General features: G+C 69.9%; 17 protein-coding genes. 6 read left to right on the plus strand and 11 right to left on the minus strand.

Translation table 11 applies throughout. The features are described 5' to 3' along the window. Positions 1–624: helix-turn-helix domain-containing protein (locus ACFPIH_RS54580; protein ID WP_381176749.1), on the minus strand; the 624-nt coding region annotated here is incomplete at its 3' end. A 515-nt stretch (positions 625–1,139) separates the two neighbouring features. On the opposite strand from ACFPIH_RS54580, the gene ACFPIH_RS54585 reads away from it, so the two are divergent. After that, positions 1,140–1,994: a helix-turn-helix domain-containing protein gene (locus tag ACFPIH_RS54585; RefSeq protein ID WP_381176752.1), complete on the plus strand. Its 855-nt coding sequence runs from the start codon at positions 1,140–1,142 to the stop codon at positions 1,992–1,994. An 11-nt stretch (positions 1,995–2,005) separates the two neighbouring features. Next, the gene (locus ACFPIH_RS54590; RefSeq protein ID WP_381176755.1) at positions 2,006–2,194 is read left to right on the plus strand and encodes a DUF397 domain-containing protein; all 189 of its coding nucleotides are present in this window, start codon (positions 2,006–2,008) and stop codon (positions 2,192–2,194) included. On the opposite strand, the gene ACFPIH_RS54595 is transcribed toward ACFPIH_RS54590, so the two are convergent. Further along, positions 2,181–2,969, minus strand: coding sequence for an endonuclease/exonuclease/phosphatase family protein (locus ACFPIH_RS54595; RefSeq protein ID WP_381176758.1), 789 nt, complete (start codon positions 2,967–2,969; stop codon positions 2,181–2,183). The two genes, ACFPIH_RS54590 and ACFPIH_RS54595, sit on opposite strands and share 14 nt — an antisense overlap. Before the next feature lie 37 nt (positions 2,970–3,006). Next, positions 3,007–3,891: a LysR family transcriptional regulator gene (locus tag ACFPIH_RS54600; RefSeq protein ID WP_381176761.1), complete on the minus strand. Its 885-nt coding sequence runs from the start codon at positions 3,889–3,891 to the stop codon at positions 3,007–3,009. Positions 3,892–3,961: 70 nt separating this feature from the next. Here ACFPIH_RS54600 and ACFPIH_RS54605 point away from each other — a divergent pair, with 70 nt between their 5' ends. Together ACFPIH_RS54605 and ACFPIH_RS54610 are read left to right on the plus strand one after the other, a co-directional pair. Further along, positions 3,962–4,318, plus strand: a complete 357-nt coding sequence (locus tag ACFPIH_RS54605) for a nuclear transport factor 2 family protein (protein ID WP_381176763.1) — start codon at positions 3,962–3,964, stop codon at positions 4,316–4,318. A gap of 77 nt (positions 4,319–4,395) precedes the next feature. Beyond that, the gene (locus tag ACFPIH_RS54610; protein ID WP_381176767.1) at positions 4,396–4,800 is read left to right on the plus strand and encodes a nitroreductase/quinone reductase family protein; all 405 of its coding nucleotides are present in this window, start codon (positions 4,396–4,398) and stop codon (positions 4,798–4,800) included. A 20-nt stretch (positions 4,801–4,820) separates the two neighbouring features. Here ACFPIH_RS54610 and ACFPIH_RS54615 read toward each other — a convergent pair whose 3' ends face one another. The 5 genes from ACFPIH_RS54615 to ACFPIH_RS54635 all read right to left on the minus strand — a co-directional run bounded on the left by ACFPIH_RS54615 (position 4,821) and on the right by ACFPIH_RS54635 (position 10,917). Next, positions 4,821–5,366 carry a DUF3455 domain-containing protein gene (locus tag ACFPIH_RS54615; RefSeq protein WP_381176770.1) on the minus strand — a complete coding sequence of 182 codons (546 nt, stop codon included), beginning with the start codon at positions 5,364–5,366 and terminating at the stop codon, positions 4,821–4,823. A gap of 234 nt (positions 5,367–5,600) precedes the next feature. Continuing rightward, positions 5,601–7,052 (minus strand): aldehyde dehydrogenase family protein, encoded by a 1,452-nt coding sequence (locus ACFPIH_RS54620; protein ID WP_381176773.1) that lies wholly within the window; start codon positions 7,050–7,052, stop codon positions 5,601–5,603. Continuing rightward, entirely contained in the window at positions 7,052–8,782 is a 1,731-nt protein-coding gene (locus tag ACFPIH_RS54625; protein ID WP_381176776.1) for an N-acyl-D-amino-acid deacylase family protein, read from the minus strand. The genes ACFPIH_RS54620 and ACFPIH_RS54625 overlap by 1 nt, the downstream gene beginning before the upstream one ends. Before the next feature lie 134 nt (positions 8,783–8,916). After that, positions 8,917–10,035, minus strand: coding sequence for an LLM class flavin-dependent oxidoreductase (locus ACFPIH_RS54630; RefSeq protein ID WP_381176778.1), 1,119 nt, complete (start codon positions 10,033–10,035; stop codon positions 8,917–8,919). 111 nt (positions 10,036–10,146) lie between these two features. Next, positions 10,147–10,917 (minus strand): SDR family NAD(P)-dependent oxidoreductase, encoded by a 771-nt coding sequence (locus ACFPIH_RS54635; RefSeq protein WP_381176781.1) that lies wholly within the window; start codon positions 10,915–10,917, stop codon positions 10,147–10,149. 208 nt (positions 10,918–11,125) lie between these two features. Here ACFPIH_RS54635 and ACFPIH_RS54640 point away from each other — a divergent pair, with 208 nt between their 5' ends. Together ACFPIH_RS54640 and ACFPIH_RS54645 are read left to right on the plus strand one after the other, a co-directional pair. Beyond that, positions 11,126–11,860: a hypothetical protein gene (locus tag ACFPIH_RS54640; protein WP_381176784.1), complete on the plus strand. Its 735-nt coding sequence runs from the start codon at positions 11,126–11,128 to the stop codon at positions 11,858–11,860. Positions 11,861–11,915: 55 nt separating this feature from the next. Continuing rightward, positions 11,916–12,710 carry a hypothetical protein gene (locus tag ACFPIH_RS54645; RefSeq protein ID WP_381176787.1) on the plus strand — a complete coding sequence of 265 codons (795 nt, stop codon included), beginning with the start codon at positions 11,916–11,918 and terminating at the stop codon, positions 12,708–12,710. Between the two features lie 6 nt (positions 12,711–12,716). Here ACFPIH_RS54645 and ACFPIH_RS54650 read toward each other — a convergent pair whose 3' ends face one another. From ACFPIH_RS54650 to ACFPIH_RS54660, 3 genes are all read right to left on the minus strand, one after another. Next, positions 12,717–13,376 (minus strand): LuxR C-terminal-related transcriptional regulator, encoded by a 660-nt coding sequence (locus ACFPIH_RS54650; RefSeq protein ID WP_381176789.1) that lies wholly within the window; start codon positions 13,374–13,376, stop codon positions 12,717–12,719. 104 nt (positions 13,377–13,480) lie between these two features. Then, positions 13,481–14,413 (minus strand): LLM class F420-dependent oxidoreductase, encoded by a 933-nt coding sequence (locus ACFPIH_RS54655; RefSeq protein WP_381176792.1) that lies wholly within the window; start codon positions 14,411–14,413, stop codon positions 13,481–13,483. Then, positions 14,410–15,663 (minus strand): amidohydrolase family protein, encoded by a 1,254-nt coding sequence (locus tag ACFPIH_RS54660; RefSeq protein ID WP_381176795.1) that lies wholly within the window; start codon positions 15,661–15,663, stop codon positions 14,410–14,412. Before ACFPIH_RS54660 ends, ACFPIH_RS54655 begins: the two co-directional genes overlap by 4 nt. Positions 15,664–15,785 lie beyond the last annotated feature (122 nt).

The raw sequence follows: 15,785 nt of genomic DNA on the forward strand, positions 1-15,785 counted from the left end.
GTCGATGCCGATGACCTCACCGGTGCCGGGCGCGGGGACCGGCCCGGGGACGACGGCGAACGCGGCATGCCACTGCCCGTTCTTCAGCGTGACGCGGAACGTCTTCGCGTCGGGCAGTTTCGCGCCCCTGCCGCCGGCGCTGAGGCGGAAGCGCACCCAGCCGCAGCCGGGCACCTTCACCTGCGCCCACCGCCGGTTCAGCCTGCGCACCACGACCGAGCGGCCCATGACCTGCCGGCCGGTCTTCGCGTTCAGCTTCACCGAGCCGTCTGCGTCGTACTCGGGCACCCGGTCGGTGCCGATGACACGGAAACCCTCATGCATGAACTTCTTGCGCCAGGTCGGCTCACCGAACCCGGACGTGAAACGCGCGCTCTTGGCCTTCGCGAAGTCCTTGAGGGCCTGCTGCTGCACATCCGCGTTCCCGGCCGCCAGCCACTCATTGGCGCGCCGGGCCTCGGTGAGCTGACAGCACTGCTCGGCAAACCCCGGCGCGGACCCGCGGCCCGGCTCCCAGTGCGCGTGCTGCTCGACAGCGAGATTCCACACGTACCTCGCGTGCGCGCAGTGCAGCAGCATCTGCCGCACCTGCCCGCCCGTCGGGTACATCCGAAACCGTGCCATGCCGTGAACGTAGGCCACACGTTCCACGGCCGCGCACCTCATCGATCACCATCCCCCATGCGAGTGACCACCCCACCCACCGTCGGCCGCCAGCCGCGGGCCCCAGGACCTCGGCGTCCCGTCGCCACCGCCCGTCCGTGGCCACCCTCGGCATCCCGGACGACGACGCCGGACCGCCCTGGCGGCGACCCGGCCATCCCTGCCCCGCACCACGGGAGCGGGCATTCACCCCGGCCCTGAAGGACCGGGCACCCTGCCCGAAAGCCAGGTGGATCGCGGGGAAGGTGCAGGGTGTAGTTCCAGGACGGGGATACGGTGGCCAACGGAAGTCTCCGGTCACTGAGGGGAGTTGAGCAGGTGCCTGGTGTCATTGCCGCGGCGTCCCACGGTGCGCTTCCGGGCGGGGCGCCTGAGAAAGAAGGTAGGGGTTCAGCAAAAGTTCTTTGCGAGATTTCGAAGAATCTCGGCAACTTCTCCCTCGTGTGGGTGACAAACTCCCAGGGCGAGGAGGTCTCATGACACCCAGACCGGCCCCTACGGCCCGACGGGTCCGGCTGGCCACCGAACTGCGCAAACTCCGCGAGCGGGCAGGACTGACCTCTACCGAGGCGGCCAGAGTTCTCGGCACGAGTTCTGGTCAACTCAGCAACGTGGAGTCCGCCAGGTTCGGAGTGAGCGCGGAGCGCGTCCGGGCAATGGCCAACATCTACGACTGCACGAACCAGCCCTATGTCGAAGCCCTCGCCGACATGGCCGCCGAGAAGACGCGCGGGCAATGGTGGGACGCCTACCGGGAGGTGCTGCCGTCGGGGATGCTCGCCCTTGCCGAGTTGGAGCACCACGCCACGGCCATCCGTACCGCCTTCACCGCGCACATCCCGGGCATGCTCCAGACCGCGGAGCATGCCCGGGAGATCTTCAGTCAGGCGATCCCTGCGCCCACGCCTCCGCAGGTCGAGCACCGCGTCTCACACCGCATCAAGCGGCAGGACGTCGTGTTCCGCGAAAACGCGAATCCGTACAGCACCGTCATCCACCAGGCAGCCCTGCACATGCGGGTCGGCGGCCGGACAGTGACCCGTAATCAGCTCCAGCACCTCATCGACATGAGCGAGCAGGACCACATCACCCTTCGAGTACTCCCCTTCGAGGTCGGGGCGTTCCCGGGATCGGGCCAGTCCATCAACTACCTGTGCGGCCCGGTACCCGAGTTGGACACGGTGCAACTCGACCAGTTCCACGGTCCCGTCTTCCTGGACGCCGAGGCCCACCTCGAGAAGTATCGGCGCCTGCTGGACGTCGTAGAGGCCACCGCGCTCAGTCCCGAGAAGTCACGAGACCTGATCCGTTCCGTCGCCGAGCACCTGTGAAAGGAGCCGACATGCCCACGCCCACCTGGCAGAAGTCGTCCTACTGCCAAGAAGGGGAAGCCTGTGTACATATATCCGCAGCCCCCGCCTCCATCGCCAGAACAATCCACCTCACCGAATCCGCCGACCCCTCAGAGGCCGTTCTCACCACCACCCCCGCCGCCTTCGCAGCCCTCCTCCAGACCCTCACCCGGCGCTGAGGTCCGCGACCACCGCCGTGTGGTCGGACGGCCACACGCCGGCCACGGGTGCGGCGCCCGCACGCCGTACGGCACGGACCCGGCCGATACCGCCCGGGCCCGGTGGGCCGACGTGGAGGTAGTCGATCCTCGCGTACGGGTTCGGGCCGGCCGGGTTCCACGTGGCGGACGGGGCCGAAGGGGCCGCGTGGGTCCAGGCGTCGTACAGGGCGTGGTCGCCGAGGAGCCGGACCTCGGGCGAGTCCGGCTCGGCATTGAAGTCGCCCGTGACGACGGCCGGGAAGACGGTGTCGCCCCGGTGCGCCGCGACGAACTCGGCAAGGGCCGAGACCTGCTCGCAGCGCACCGCCGAGGCGTCGTCGGCCGAGGTGAGGTGGGTCGTGAAGAACGGCACGTCGTACGACGGCGCGGCCAGACGGGCGTACAGCGCCATGCGGCCGTCGGCCAGCTCGGCGGGGGCCGGGAGCAGCAGCGTCGCCTGCTCCCGCACCGGCCAGCGGCTCAGCACCGCGTTGCCGATGTCCACCGGCTCTCCGCCGATCCGGCGCCGCCAGCGCTCCGGTGCCGGGGACGGGGCCCACGCCCAGTGCAGGCCGAGCCCCTCCGCGAGCCATTCCGCGAGGTTCTCCCCGTCGTCCCCACCGTCCCCGGTGGCCCACACCTCCTGCAAGCCGACCACATCCGGCCGCAACTCCCGCAGGACGGAGTGAATCGCCTTCCGCCGTTCCCGCCACGGGCCGAAGCGCCACCAAAGGTTCCAGGTCACCACTCGCACCGCAGCCCCCACTCCCGCTCCCGTCACGACGATGGCATCACGACGATGGCATGACGAGTGCCGCCCGGAGTCTCGTCAGCAGGAGGCGGGCGGCCGGGGAGCGTTGGTCCGGGCGGATGGCCAGGCCGAGGCAGGCGTGGGTGGCGGCGTCGGCGAGGGGGACCGTGCGAACGCGATCCCCCGCCCCCGAGGACACGCTCAGGACGGCGACCCCTGCGCCGCGCTCGGCCAGCCCGATGAGCGTCTGCGGCGAACTCGCCTCGATGTCCACCCGTGGCGCGACGCCCGCCCGGACGCACGACTGCTCGTACGCCGCCCGGATGCCCGTGCCGTGCGGCAGGCAGAGGATCTTCTCGGCCTGGAGGTCGGCGAGCCGTACCGGCGACGGCCGGTTCAGCGGGTGGGCCGGGGACACCACCGCGGCGATCGGCTCGTCGACGATCACCGTCACGTCCAGCTCCGGCTCCGGCTCTCCCGCGAACGCGAACAGCGCCAGGTCGAGCGAGCGCGCGAGCACCTGGGACTGCAGGGCCCGGGAGTCGTCCTCGTGCAGGCTGAGGGTGATGCCGGGGTGGGTCAGGCCCAGATCGGCCACCGCGTCCAGGAAGCCGGGTATCGCACAGCCCGTGACCATGCCGAGGCGCACCCTGCCCCGGGTGGCCGCCGCGAACTCGGTCGCCGTGTGCTCGATGTGGTCGAGGGCTTCCAGCGCCTCCCGCGCGAGAGGCAGCACCGCCTCCCCCGCCGCCGTCAGCCGGACCCGGCGTCCCGAGCGCTCCAGGAGTTGCTGCCCCAGCTCCCGTTCCAGCTTTCCCACCTGGGTGCTGATGCCCGACTGGCTGACGTGCAGCCGTACCGCCGCGGCGGTGAACGTGCCCTCGTCCACCACCGCCGCGAGGTAGCGCAGCTGATGCATCTCCATAACCAACGATGATACTGATCATCTGAATCATCTGTTGGACTGAAGGGCCGGCAGCGACAACCCTGGAGTCATGACGACTCCCGCACAGATCTCCGAGCAGTACTTCACCGCCTGGCAGACCGGTGACTTCGACACCCTGCGCGGCCTCCTGGCCGACGACGTCGACTTCGTGGGCGCCCTGGGACGCGCCTCCGGTGTGGAGGAGTGCCTCGCCGGGCTGCGCGGCATGGGCCGGATGCTGGAGCGGATCGAGGTGCACGCGCGCGTGGCGGACGACACGGACGTGATCACCTGGTTCGACCTGCACACGGCCGGCGGCGCCGCACCGGCCCCCACCGCGAACTGGAGCCACGTGGAGAACGGGAGGATCACCAGGATCCGGGTCACCTTCGACCCCCGGGAGATCCTCGCGACACTCGACCGCTGACCGGCGGCGGCATCGGCGACCATGGAGACGGCAGATAGCCCAACGCTTCACAGCAACGTGAAGGAGTCACCCGGACCATGTCGACGACCGGCCGCCCCAACGACCTCCGTTTCCGCGCCACCACCGCCTTCCAGCGGTACGTCGCCAACCCGCTGATGCGGCGGCTGCCCTTCCACAGCTTGCTGGAGACCACCGGACGGGTCTCCGGGCTGCCCCGCCGCACCCCGCTGGGCGGTCGCCGGGTCGGGGACAGCTTCTGGCTGGTGTCGGAGTTCGGGGAGCGGTCGCAGTACGTCCGCAACATCAAGGCCGATCCACGGGTGCGGGTGCGGATAGGCGGTCGCTGGCACACCGGGACCGCCCACCTCCTGCACGACGACGACCCCGTCGCCCGCCTGCGCACCCTGCCCCGGGGCAACAGCGCGGGCGTGAAAGCCCTGGGCACGCAGTTGCTCACGGTGAGGGTGGACCTGGCGGACTGACGGGGCCGTCGCCCCGCCCGCTACTTGGCGGGCTTGTAGAACGCGTAGGTCGCGGTGTAGTTCACGCTGACCTGGTCCGTGCCGGTGCACGCCGCGGCCGGGGCGACGCCGCCGGCCGTGTTGAGGCGCTGGATGTAGGAGACGTCGGCGAAGACGCCGGTGCCGCGGGTGGCGGTGGACTTCAGGAGCAGCTCGGGGATGGTGCCGTCCTTGGGAGAGGTGACGGCGGCGGCGGCGTTGACGGCGCTGCCGTCGACGGTGGAGACCCAGACCGGGCCGCGGGAGTGCAGGGCGATGGTGCGGCCTCTCTTGTCCGAGAGGGTGGCGGCGGGCTCCAGGAGCTTCCAGACGCCGTCGGTGCAGGTGTAGGTCTGGACGCCCTTCGCGGCGTAGACGCCGGTCAGCTTGTTGCCGTCCGGCACCTTGAGCGCGGCGGGCGCGTGGACGGCGGGGAGGTGGGCGGAGTGCGCGGGCGCGGCGTTGCCGACCGTGGTGGTCAGCAGGGTGCCGGCGGTCGCGGTGGCGAGGACCGCGGTGGTGAGGACGAGTCGCTTGGCGAGCTTCATCGAGTGGTCTCCGAACGATTTTCGAACATGTACTTCGAACATGTACTTCGAACGTGTGCAAGGAGGGGCTGGACGACGGCTGTACACACCGCCCCGCGCCCCTCCGCCGGACGCTAATCGCACATCGGAGGTTTAAGACGCCAGTTGACCGATCTCTGCACGCCAAGCACACACTTCAGGACTCAAAGGGCAAGCAAACGGCACCTTTTGTGTTGGTCACCCGGCCGGACGATCTCACCCCGGCCAGACGATCGCCTGCACCTCGCTGTACGCGTGCAGCGCGTAGGACCCCACGTCCCGTCCCACCCCGCTCTTCTTGAACCCCCCGAACGGCGCCTCCATGTTGCGGCCGACGGTGTTGACGCCGACCCCGCCCGCCCGCAGCCGCCGGGCCACCCGGAACGCCTTCGCCACATCACCCGACCAGACGTAGTCGATCAGGCCGTAGTCGCTGTCGTTGGCCAGGGCGACGCCTTCCTCCTCCTCGTCGAAGGGGATGACGACGACCACCGGCCCGAAGATCTCCTCCCGCGCCACCCGCATGTCGTTCGTGCAGTCCGCCAGCACGGTCGGGCCGATGTAGAAACCCCGGTCGGGCAGCTGCCCGTCGGGCGCGAGGACCACCGCGCCCTCCTTCCGCCCCAGCTCCACGTACGACTCCACCCGGTCCCGGTGCGCCGCCGAGATCACCGGCCCGACCACCGTGTCCCGCTCCCTCGGATCACCGACCTTCAACCGCCCCGCGTACGCGCCCAGTTGTTCCACCAGCCGCTCGTACACCCCCCGCTGCGCCAGCACCCGCGTGGGCGCCGTGCAGATCTGCCCGCTGTAGAACGAGAACGTCGTCCCGATCCCCGCGACCGCCGACCCGACGTCCGCGTCGTCGAAGACGACCGCCGCGCCCTTCCCGCCCAGTTCCATCAGCTGACGCTTCATCCCGCGCCCGCACACCTCGGCGATCCGCTGCCCGACCGCCGTGGACCCGGTGAAGCTCACCATGTCCACATCCGGCGACGCGACGACCTCCTCCCCGACCTCCACCGCCTCGCCGGAGACGACGTTCACGACCCCCGGCGGCACCCCGGCCGCCTCCAGCGCCTCCGCCATCCGGTACACGGACAGGGGATCCTGCGGGGCCGGCTTCACCACCACGGTGTTGCCCATCGCCAGCGCGGGTGCGATCTTGCCCGCCGGGTTCGCCCACGGGTTGTTGTACGAGGTGATGCAGGCGACGACCCCGACCGCCTGCCGGACGGCCAGCGCCCCCATCACCCCCGCCCTCCCCATCGGCCCCGCCTCGTTGATCTGCGGCGGGATCGCCCACTCCGCCGGCTCCACGCGCGCGTACCGGCGGAAACGGGCCGCGCCCACCCCCACCTGCATGCCCCGCGCCGTCCCGGTGGTCGCGCCGGTCTCCGCCTGCGCGAGCTCCGCGTGCGCGACCAGCTGCCCCCGGACGAGGTCGGCGGCCCGCCCCAGGATCGCCGCCCGCTCCTCCGCCGTCGTACGCGACCACGCCCCGAACGCCTCCCCGGCCGCCGCGCACGCGGCCCGTGTCTGCTCCCGCGAGGCCTCCGGCGCCCAGCCGACGGTCTCCTCGGTCGCCGGGTCGGTCACCGCGTAGTGCCCGCCGTCGGGATCGACCCACCGCCCCCCGACGAACAGCCGCTGCCCTTCGACTGCCATCACCTGGTGCTCACCGTCCCGGTGTCCCGCCCGGAGCGCAGCACCCTCCCGGGCACCGCCCCCGTCACCACGTCGTCCCGGATCGCCGCCACCCCGTTGACCCAGACCGTCCGTATCCCCACCGCCCTGGAGTCCAGGCGTGGACTGTCACCCGGCAGGTCGTGCACCAGGGTGGCCTTGCCCGCGTCGATCCGCTCCGGGTCGAACAGGACGAGGTCCGCATGCCAGCCCTCCCGGATCCGTCCCCGCTCCCGCAGCCCGAAGAGCCGCGCCGGGTCGTCCGTCAGCATCTTCACCGCCTGCTCCAGACCCACCAGCTTCCGCCCGCGCAGACAGTCGCCCAGAAAACGGGTGGTGTACGGCGCCCCGCACATCCGGTCCAGATGCGCGCCGGCGTCGGAGCCGCCCAGCAGCACGTCCTCGTGCTGCCAGGTCTCGGCGCGCAGCGCCCAGGACGCGGGGTCGTTGTCGGTCGGCATGGGCCACAGGACGGTACGCAGTTCGTCGGCCGCGCAGATCTCGACCAGGGTGGCGAAGGGGTCCTGGCCGCGTTCGGCGGCGATGTCCCGTACGACGCGGCCGGTGAGCCCCTCGTTCGCCGCGCTGTAGGTGTCGCCGATGACGTACCGCCCGAAGTCCGCGAGCCGCCGGAAGACGCCCGCCTCCTTCGACTCGGCCCGCCGCAGCATCTCGGCGCGCACCTCCGGGTCGCGCAGCCGCTCGATCCGCTCGGGGACGGGCAGCCCGAGGATCGGACCCCATCCCGGGATCAGGTTCAGGGCGCAGAACGTACCGAGCGACATGTTCATCGGCGTGAGGATCGGCATGGTCAGCGCCACCACGCGCCCGCCGGCCTTCCGCGCCCGCTCACTGGCGTACAGCTGCCTCGGCACCCGCTCCGGGACGGCCGCGTCGATGGTCAGGACGTTCCAGTTCAGGGGCCGTCCGGCGGCGGCGCTCAGCTCCACGAACAGATCGATCTCGGCGTCGCTGAACTGGTCCAGACAGCCGGCGACAATGGCCTCGATCTGTGTGCCCTCGTGCTCGCCGACGGCCCGCGCCATCGCCAGCAGTTCCTCCGGGCGGGCGTGCCGGGACGCGACCGGCTGCCCGTCCCCGTCCGAGTGCGTGGAGGACTGGGTGGTGGAGAACCCCCACGCCCCCGCCTCCATCGCCTCGTGCAACAACCGTACGATCTCGGCCAGTTGCTCCTCGCTCGGCTGTCCACCGACGGCGTCCGCCCCCATCACGTACCGCCGCAGCGCGCAATGCCCCACCATGAAGCCCGCGTTGACGGCGATCCGCCCTTCGAGCGCGTCCAGATACTCCCCGAACCCACTCCAGCTCCAGGGCGCCCCCTCCTCCAGGGCGACCAGCGACATCCCCTCCACCTTGGACATCATGCGGCGGGTGTAGTCGGCGTCCTGAGGACGGGAGGGATGGAGCGGCGCGAGCGTGAACCCACAGTTCCCGGCCGCGACGGTCGTCACCCCGTGGTTCAGGGACGGGGTGGCGTACGGATCCCAGAAGAGCTGAGCGTCGTAGTGGGTGTGGGGGTCGACGAACCCGGGCGCGAGGACGAGGCCGTGCGCGTCCTCGACAGTCCGGGACTCCTCGCTGACATTCCCGACGGCGGCGATACGGCCGTCCCGTATGCCGACGTCGGCGACGAACCCGGGCGCCCCAGTCCCGTCGACGACGGTCGCGCCCTTGATGACGTGATCAAGCATGGGGTACCTCCTCAAGGCACGTGCGGGATGCCTACCCAGGGGCGCGGGGCTGCTTCGATTTGCGGCTCCGCCGCGTGGGCGCGACCAGCCACAGACGGCCCGCAGTCGCCAGACCACCCGCACCCCAACGGCGATCAGGCGCTCTGCCGGAACCGCGTAGTGCGATGCACAGGATCCGTGTCGATCTTCGGAATCACCTGCTCCCCGATCAACCGAATCGTCTGCAACGTCTCCTCCTTCGGCACCCCCACGGGCAGCCCGAAGGACAACTGATCCGCACCGGCCTGCTCCCACCGCTTGCACTGCCGCAGCACCTCGTCGGGATCGCCGCAGATCAGCAGCTCCTCCTCGACCAGCAGTTCCACGAACTCCGCGGTGTACTCGGGCAGCGTCTCCGGCCAGACCGGGAAGCCCTCGGGCCGCGGGAAGGTGTCGTGGTAGCGGAACACCAGCGAGGGCAGATAGTGCAGCCCACCCCGCACGGCGATCTGGATCGCCTCGTCGTGCGTCGGCGCGCAGATCGCGGTCGTCGTCACCATCACGTTGTCGTTGACGAAGTCCCCGATCGGCTCGGCGTCGACGACCGCCGTCTTGTACTGCTCGAGCACCCACTCCATGTCGGCGACCTTCTGGACGCTGAAGCCCAGCACCCCGAGCCCCTTCTTCGCGGCCATCGCGTACGACGGCGGCGACCCGGCCGCGTACCACATCGCGGGGTGGGACTTGCCGTACGGCTTCGGCAGCACCTTCCTCGGCGGGAGCTGCCAGTGCTTGCCCTGGAAGCCGGCGTACTCGTCCTGGAGCCACATCTTGGGGAACTCGGCGATGGTCTCTTCCCAGATCTCCTTGGTGTAGTTCATATCGGTCACGCCCGGTATGAACCCGAGGATCTCGTGCGACCCGGCGCCGCGCCCGCTGCCGAACTCGAAGCGGTTCTCGCTGAGGTGGTCGAGCATGGCGACCTTCTCGGCCACCTTCACGGGGTGGTTGACCTGGGCCAGCGGGTTGAAGATGCCCGAGCCCAGATGGATCCGCTCCGTGGCGTGCGCCAGGTAGCCGAGGAACACGTCGTTGGCGGAGAGGTGGGAGTACTCCTCCAGGAAGTGGTGCTCGGACGCCCAGGCGTACTTGAAGCCGGACTTGTCCGCCTGGATGACGTACTCGGTCTCCTCCATCAGTGCCTTGTGTTCGGCGAGCGGATCGGTCTCGGCACGCTTGCCCACGTATCCCTGTACAAAGAGCCCGAATTCCAAGGCGGTTCACCGTCCCCGGTTCCAGAGGATTTCCGACGAAGATTTCTGACGCTCCGTCAGTTTTGACGACTGTCGCACCACCCGCCCGGAGGGTCAATAGCTGATGAACCGTCAGATGACACTGACCCCCGCCAGCCACCCCCCGTCGATCACGAACGGCTGCCCGGTGATGTACGACGAGTCCTCCGAGGTGAGGAAGAGGGCGAGCCTCGCCACCTCCTCCGGCCTGCCGATCCGGCCCAGCGGGACCAGCTTGCGGTAGAGGGAGTCGAGGGCACGGGTCGTCTCCTCGGGGTCGGCGTCCGGGTCGAGCCGGGCCGGGTTGGACATCGCGGTGTCCACGGCGCCGGGACACACCGCGTTGACCCGGATCCGCCGGGGCGCCAGCTCCAGGGCGGCCACCCGGGTGAGACCGAGCACGGCGTGCTTGCTCGCCGCGTACGCGCCCACCGCCGCCATGCCGGTCAGCCCGGTGTAGGACGCGGTGTTGACGATCGAGCCGCCGTCGGCCAGCTGCGGCGCGACGGTCCTGATCCCCAGGAAGCAGCCGACCTGGTTGACCCGCAGGACCTGCATGAACTCCTCGAGAGGCGTGTCGACGAGGGCGTTGAAGCGCAGGATGCCCGCGTTGTTGACGAGGCCGTCGAGATGGCCGTACGCCTGCTTGGCGGCCCGCACCGCGGCCACCCACTCCTCCTCGGCGCCGACGTCGAGATGGACGTACAGCGCGCCGATCTCCTCGGCGAGCGCCGCGCCCCGGTCGTCCAGCACGTCGGCGATCACGACCTCGGCCCCCTCCTCCCGGAACAGCCGTGCCTCCTGCTCGCCCTGGCCCCGCGCGGCTCCGGTGACGAGGACGACCCGTCCGTCGAGCTTGCCCATGCCCGGCCCCCTTCGCATCGATGGTTCCGCGCATCGTAGCGCCGTATCTGACGAATCGTCAGATAGCTGCGCGCAGGCATCCGACCATTGCGCAAGCACACATCAAGTGACCGGGAAGTAGGGACATTTGACTCTGTCCGCAGGCTGTACGCGGCCCCAATAATCCTTCACGGCACGGTAAAGCCCATCCCAAGGAACGGAGTCCGGCATGGCCAGGCGGAAACTGCGGAACAGAAAAGTCCGCTTCGTGGCGATCGGCGCGGCACTGGCGACCGGCGGAGCCATCATCGCCATGCTCCCCTCGGCCAACGCGGCCGACGAGAAGACGCCGGATCAGATCATGAGGATGTGCCAGAGGTCCTCGGTGCTCAACGGCAAGCAGCAGTCGGTGGAGGACTTCGGAGGCGCCTTCGCCGACGGTTTCGAGTCCGACAACTGCGATTTCGTCGAGACGAACTTCGAGACCTTCGACGGACCCACCGAGAAGGCGTCCATCGATTTCCCGAACTGCGAGCCGAACGCCACCGACCCGGCGAAGGTCTCGGTCACCTGGTCGGCCACGGCGGCCCAGGGCCAGGGAAAGTACACGGTGACCCAGCAGGGCGCCGGCGGCGGCCTCTTCGGATTCCTCAGCGGATCCTGGCTCAAGCACAAGGGCACCCTGGACATGACCGTGAAGTCGGCCAACGCCGGCGCCACGGAACAGCGGGAGGTGCCGGTCGGCAAGGTGCTCCACATGGAGTTCACGCCGAAAATCCAGCGCATGACCGGCGAATGGCGGGTACGCATCGACGCCGACCCCGGAAGCTTCGCCGTGAACCCCTCCCCCGAGAAGAACTTCGTGGCGCCGGACGTCGTCGAGGGGCCCGTGATCCTGCCGGGCGCGGCCGGGGCGCCCGGTGTCGTGGACGGCACGTCCAAGGCGGTCCTGGAGGACTGCTGACCGGTAACCGCAGCAGGAATCGCAGTTCAACCCGCATCCCCCACAGGAGAACCCCATGACCACCGGCACCCCTCGGGCCAGAAGCCACCGCAGCAAGAAGAAGCGCATCACCCTCGCCCTGGCCCCCGTCGCGGCTCTCGCCGTGGCCATTCCGCTGATGAACTCGGCGGGCGCCGCCACCCCTTCCGAGGTGACCTCCGACTGCGCGGCCGACTCGAACAAACTGGACAACTGCGAGTTCGTCGACGTCCAGTTCAAGGCGAACAGCCTCGGCCCCAACCAGCGCGTCTCACCCGTGACCGAGAACTGCGGATCGACGACCGCGGCGACGAACACCTTCAGCGTGAGCACGTCCGTCACCAGGACCATTCAGCTGGAGGACGGATTCGTCGTCGACGGCGGCACGAAACTCGGCAACTCGTTCTTCGAGATCGGCGGGAAGTTCAACACGTCGGAAATCAACATCACGCGTGACGACAAGACGACCGGTCTGGCGTTCAGCCGCTCCGACACCGTCCAGCCGGACAGCATCGGCTTCTTCATGTGGTCCGCCAAACGCACCGATGTGAGCGGATTCCTGCGGGCCACCTACAAGGAGGCGCAGGACGGCCAGAAGGTGTTCTTCGCGCCGAGCGAGGGCGCCGCGACCGTGCACGTCTTCTATCCGCAGATCCTGAAGAACGGCACGCCCGACGGCCGGCTGTGGCTGCGCAATGTGAAGTGCGGAACGCCCGAGGCGAACGGAATCCTGAACTCGGGGAACAGCCTTCGGACCGAGCCCGGATTCGGTGAGGGCGGCGGCAACGTCACCGACGTGGAGATCCCGCTCGGCGAGGTTCCGGCGTCCTGAGTCTTCTCAGGTGTGAAGGGCGGACGCGGCCGGGGTGGCCCCGAGCCATCGCAGGACCGCGTCCGTGCCGCCCCGGGCGTCGAGCTTGGCGTAGATGTTGCTGAGGTTGTTGCGGACGGTCTTCTCGCTGAGCCGTAATCGCAGTCCGATCTCCTGCGCGCCGAGGCCGGTCGACAGCAGTTCCATGATCTGCCGCTCGCGCGGGGAGAGCAGGGACCGCAGCCGTTCCATGGTGTCGCCGGCCGCCGGCATCCGCCGGGCCCCCTCGCGCAGCGCGGCGCAGGCGCTCGGCGAGAGGTAGGTGTGGCCGACGGTGGAGGCCATCGCCGCCGAGGACAGCATGTGGGAGCAGTAGTCCCCCTCGACCAGATAGCCCGCCCCGCCCCGGAAGACCTCGACCACGGTCTCGGTGTCCCTGCGGGCGCTGACGACGATCACCGGGACGCTGCGGTCGCCCAGCTCCCTGAGCAGCCTGGGGAAGGACTCCGTCGGCTCCTCGCAGCGCAGCACGACGACGTCCACCGCGCCCTTGCGCAGGGCGTGGTAGGGCGGGGAGACACGCACCACGCGGCCCACGTACGGATCGTCGGGGGCGGGCCAGTCCTCGTGCGGCCAGTCGCCCTCGGGGCAGGCGAGGGCGACGGAGAGTCGCTGGGAGGATCGCACTTACGGGTCCTTCCGCCGGAACCATCACGTCCGTACGTCCGTACATACGCGGCTCGGCGTGGACATGTTCAAACCTTCAAGAAGAGCCCTTCAAGAAGGGCCCTTCACGAGGAACCCCTCAGCAGCGGCCCCACCTCCGTGCCGAACTCGGTTATCTGGTCGGTGAGTTCACTGCGGCTCCGGCAGCGGAAGCGCACCTGGATCTGGTGCACGCCCATCGCCCCGTAGGCGCTCAGCGACTCGGCGAGGGCCTCGGGCGGCCCGGTGAGGGTGCGGCGGCCCACGTCCCAGTCGGGGGCGCCGACGTAGAGCGGCTCGGTGATGGCGCCGACGGTGAGCGGTGGGCCGTCGCCCCGCAGCCGCCGCAGGGTCTCGATCTGCGCGGGCAGCCGGTCCCTGGGGTCGCCCTGGGGCAGCCAGCCGTCCCCCTTGAGCGCGGCCCGGCGCACGGCGGCCGGGGAGGAGCCGCCGACCCACAGCGGCACCCGCGCCTGGACCGGCCGGGGCCGCTGCCCGAGGTCCTCGAAGTCGTACAGCTTGCCGTGGTGGGACGGGAACTCCTCCTCCCCCAGCGCGGCCCGCAGCGCGTCGATCGTCTCGTCGAGTACGGCGCCCCGCCGTTCGAAGTCCACACCGAGCGCCTCGAACTCCTCCCGTACGTGTCCGGCGCCCACCCCGAGGATCAGCCGGCCGCCGGAGAGCGCGTCCAGGGTGGCGTACTGCTTGGCGGTGACGAGGGGGTGGCGCAGGCCGACGACCGCGACATGGGCGAGCAGCCGGACGCGCTCGGTCACGGCCGCCAGATGGGCGAGGGTGGCCACCGGGTCGTACCAGACCGTGCTCATCGCGTCCGCGAGGCGGCGCGGGATCGCCACGTGGTCGCAGACGGCGACGTAGGCGAACCCGGCCCGGTCGGCGGCCCGCGCGATCTCCACGAGGTCGGCCCCTCCCGCGCCGGCCTCCCAGGGTTCGGCGTAGAGCGAGGACTGGGACTGGATCGGGAGCTGGATGCCGTAGGCGAGACTCCCCGGGGTCACCGCGGGCTCCACAGTCCGTCCGGGGTGAGCCCCAGCAGGTCGATCGCGTTGCCCCGCACGATCCGCTCCACCACATCGGGCGCCAGATGACCCATCTGCGCCTCGCCGACCTCCCTCGACTTGGGCCAAGTGGAGTCGGAGTGCGGGTAGTCGGTCTCGTAGAGGACGTTTCCGACGCCGATCGAGTCCAGGTTGCGCAGCCCGAAGGCGTCGTCGAAGAAGCAGCCGTAGACGTGGTCGGCGAAGGTCTCGGACGGCGGGCGGTGGACCTTGTCGGCGACGCCGCCCCAGCCGCGGTTCTCCTCCCAGACCACGTCGGCGCGCTCCAGGATGTAGGGGATCCAGCCGATCTGGCCCTCCGCGTACATCACCTTGAGGTTGGGGAAGCGTTCGAACTTGCCGCTCATCAGCCAGTCGACCATCGAGAAGCAGCAGTTGGCGAAGGTGATCGTCGAGCCGACGGCCGGCGGTGCGTCCTCGGAGGTGGAGGGCATCCGGCTGGACGACCCGATGTGCATGGCGACCACCGTGCCGGTCTCGTCGCAGGCGGCGAGGAACGGGTCCCAGTAGTCGGTGTGCACGGAGGGCAGGCCGAGGTGCGGGGGTATCTCGGAGAAGGCGACGGCCCTGACCCCGCGTTCGGCGTTGCGGCGGACCTCGGCCGCCGCCAACTCGGCGTCCCAGAGCGGGATGAGGGTGAGCGGGATCAGGCGCCCCTGTGCCTGCGGGCCGCACCACTCCTCCACCATCCAGTCGTTGTAGGCGCGCACACCGAGCAGGCCCAGCTCGTGGTCGGCGGCCTCGGTGAAGGTCTGGCCGCAGAAGCGCGGGAAGGTGGGGAAGCAGACGGCGGACTGGACGTGGTTGACGTCCATGTCGGCGAGCCGGGAGGGGACGTCGTAGGAGCCGGGGCGCATCTGCTCGTAGGTGATGACCTCCAGCTTGATCTCGTCGCGGCTGAAGCCGACGGCGGTGTCGAGGCGGGTCAGGGGACGCTGAAGGTCCTCGTAGACCCACCAGTCGCCGATCGGGCCGTCGTCGCCGGGGGAGCCCATCACGGGCTTGAAGCGACCGCCGAGGAAGGTCATCTCCTTCAGCGGGGCGCGGACGATGCGCGGGCCGGTGTCGAGGTACTTCTTCGGGAGGCGGTCCTGCCAGACGGTGGGCGGTTCGACGGTGTGGTCGTCGACGGAGATGATCCGCGGAAGTTCTGTTGTTGTCGCCGCTGTTGTCGCCGTTGTGGTCTCCATGAGGGCACGGTAGCGCTGATCTGACGGTCCGTCAGCTAGCGGGTGTATCAGAACGGGTGGGAGGTGATCGTCTCTGTGGAGACGTGTGCCTACCGGATGTGAGGACCGCGTGAACTCCCGCG

It is taken from the genome of Streptomyces vulcanius (genome assembly GCF_042653945.1).
In the GTDB taxonomy this organism is placed as follows: Bacteria; Actinomycetota; Actinomycetes; order Streptomycetales; family Streptomycetaceae; genus Streptomyces; species Streptomyces mangrovi.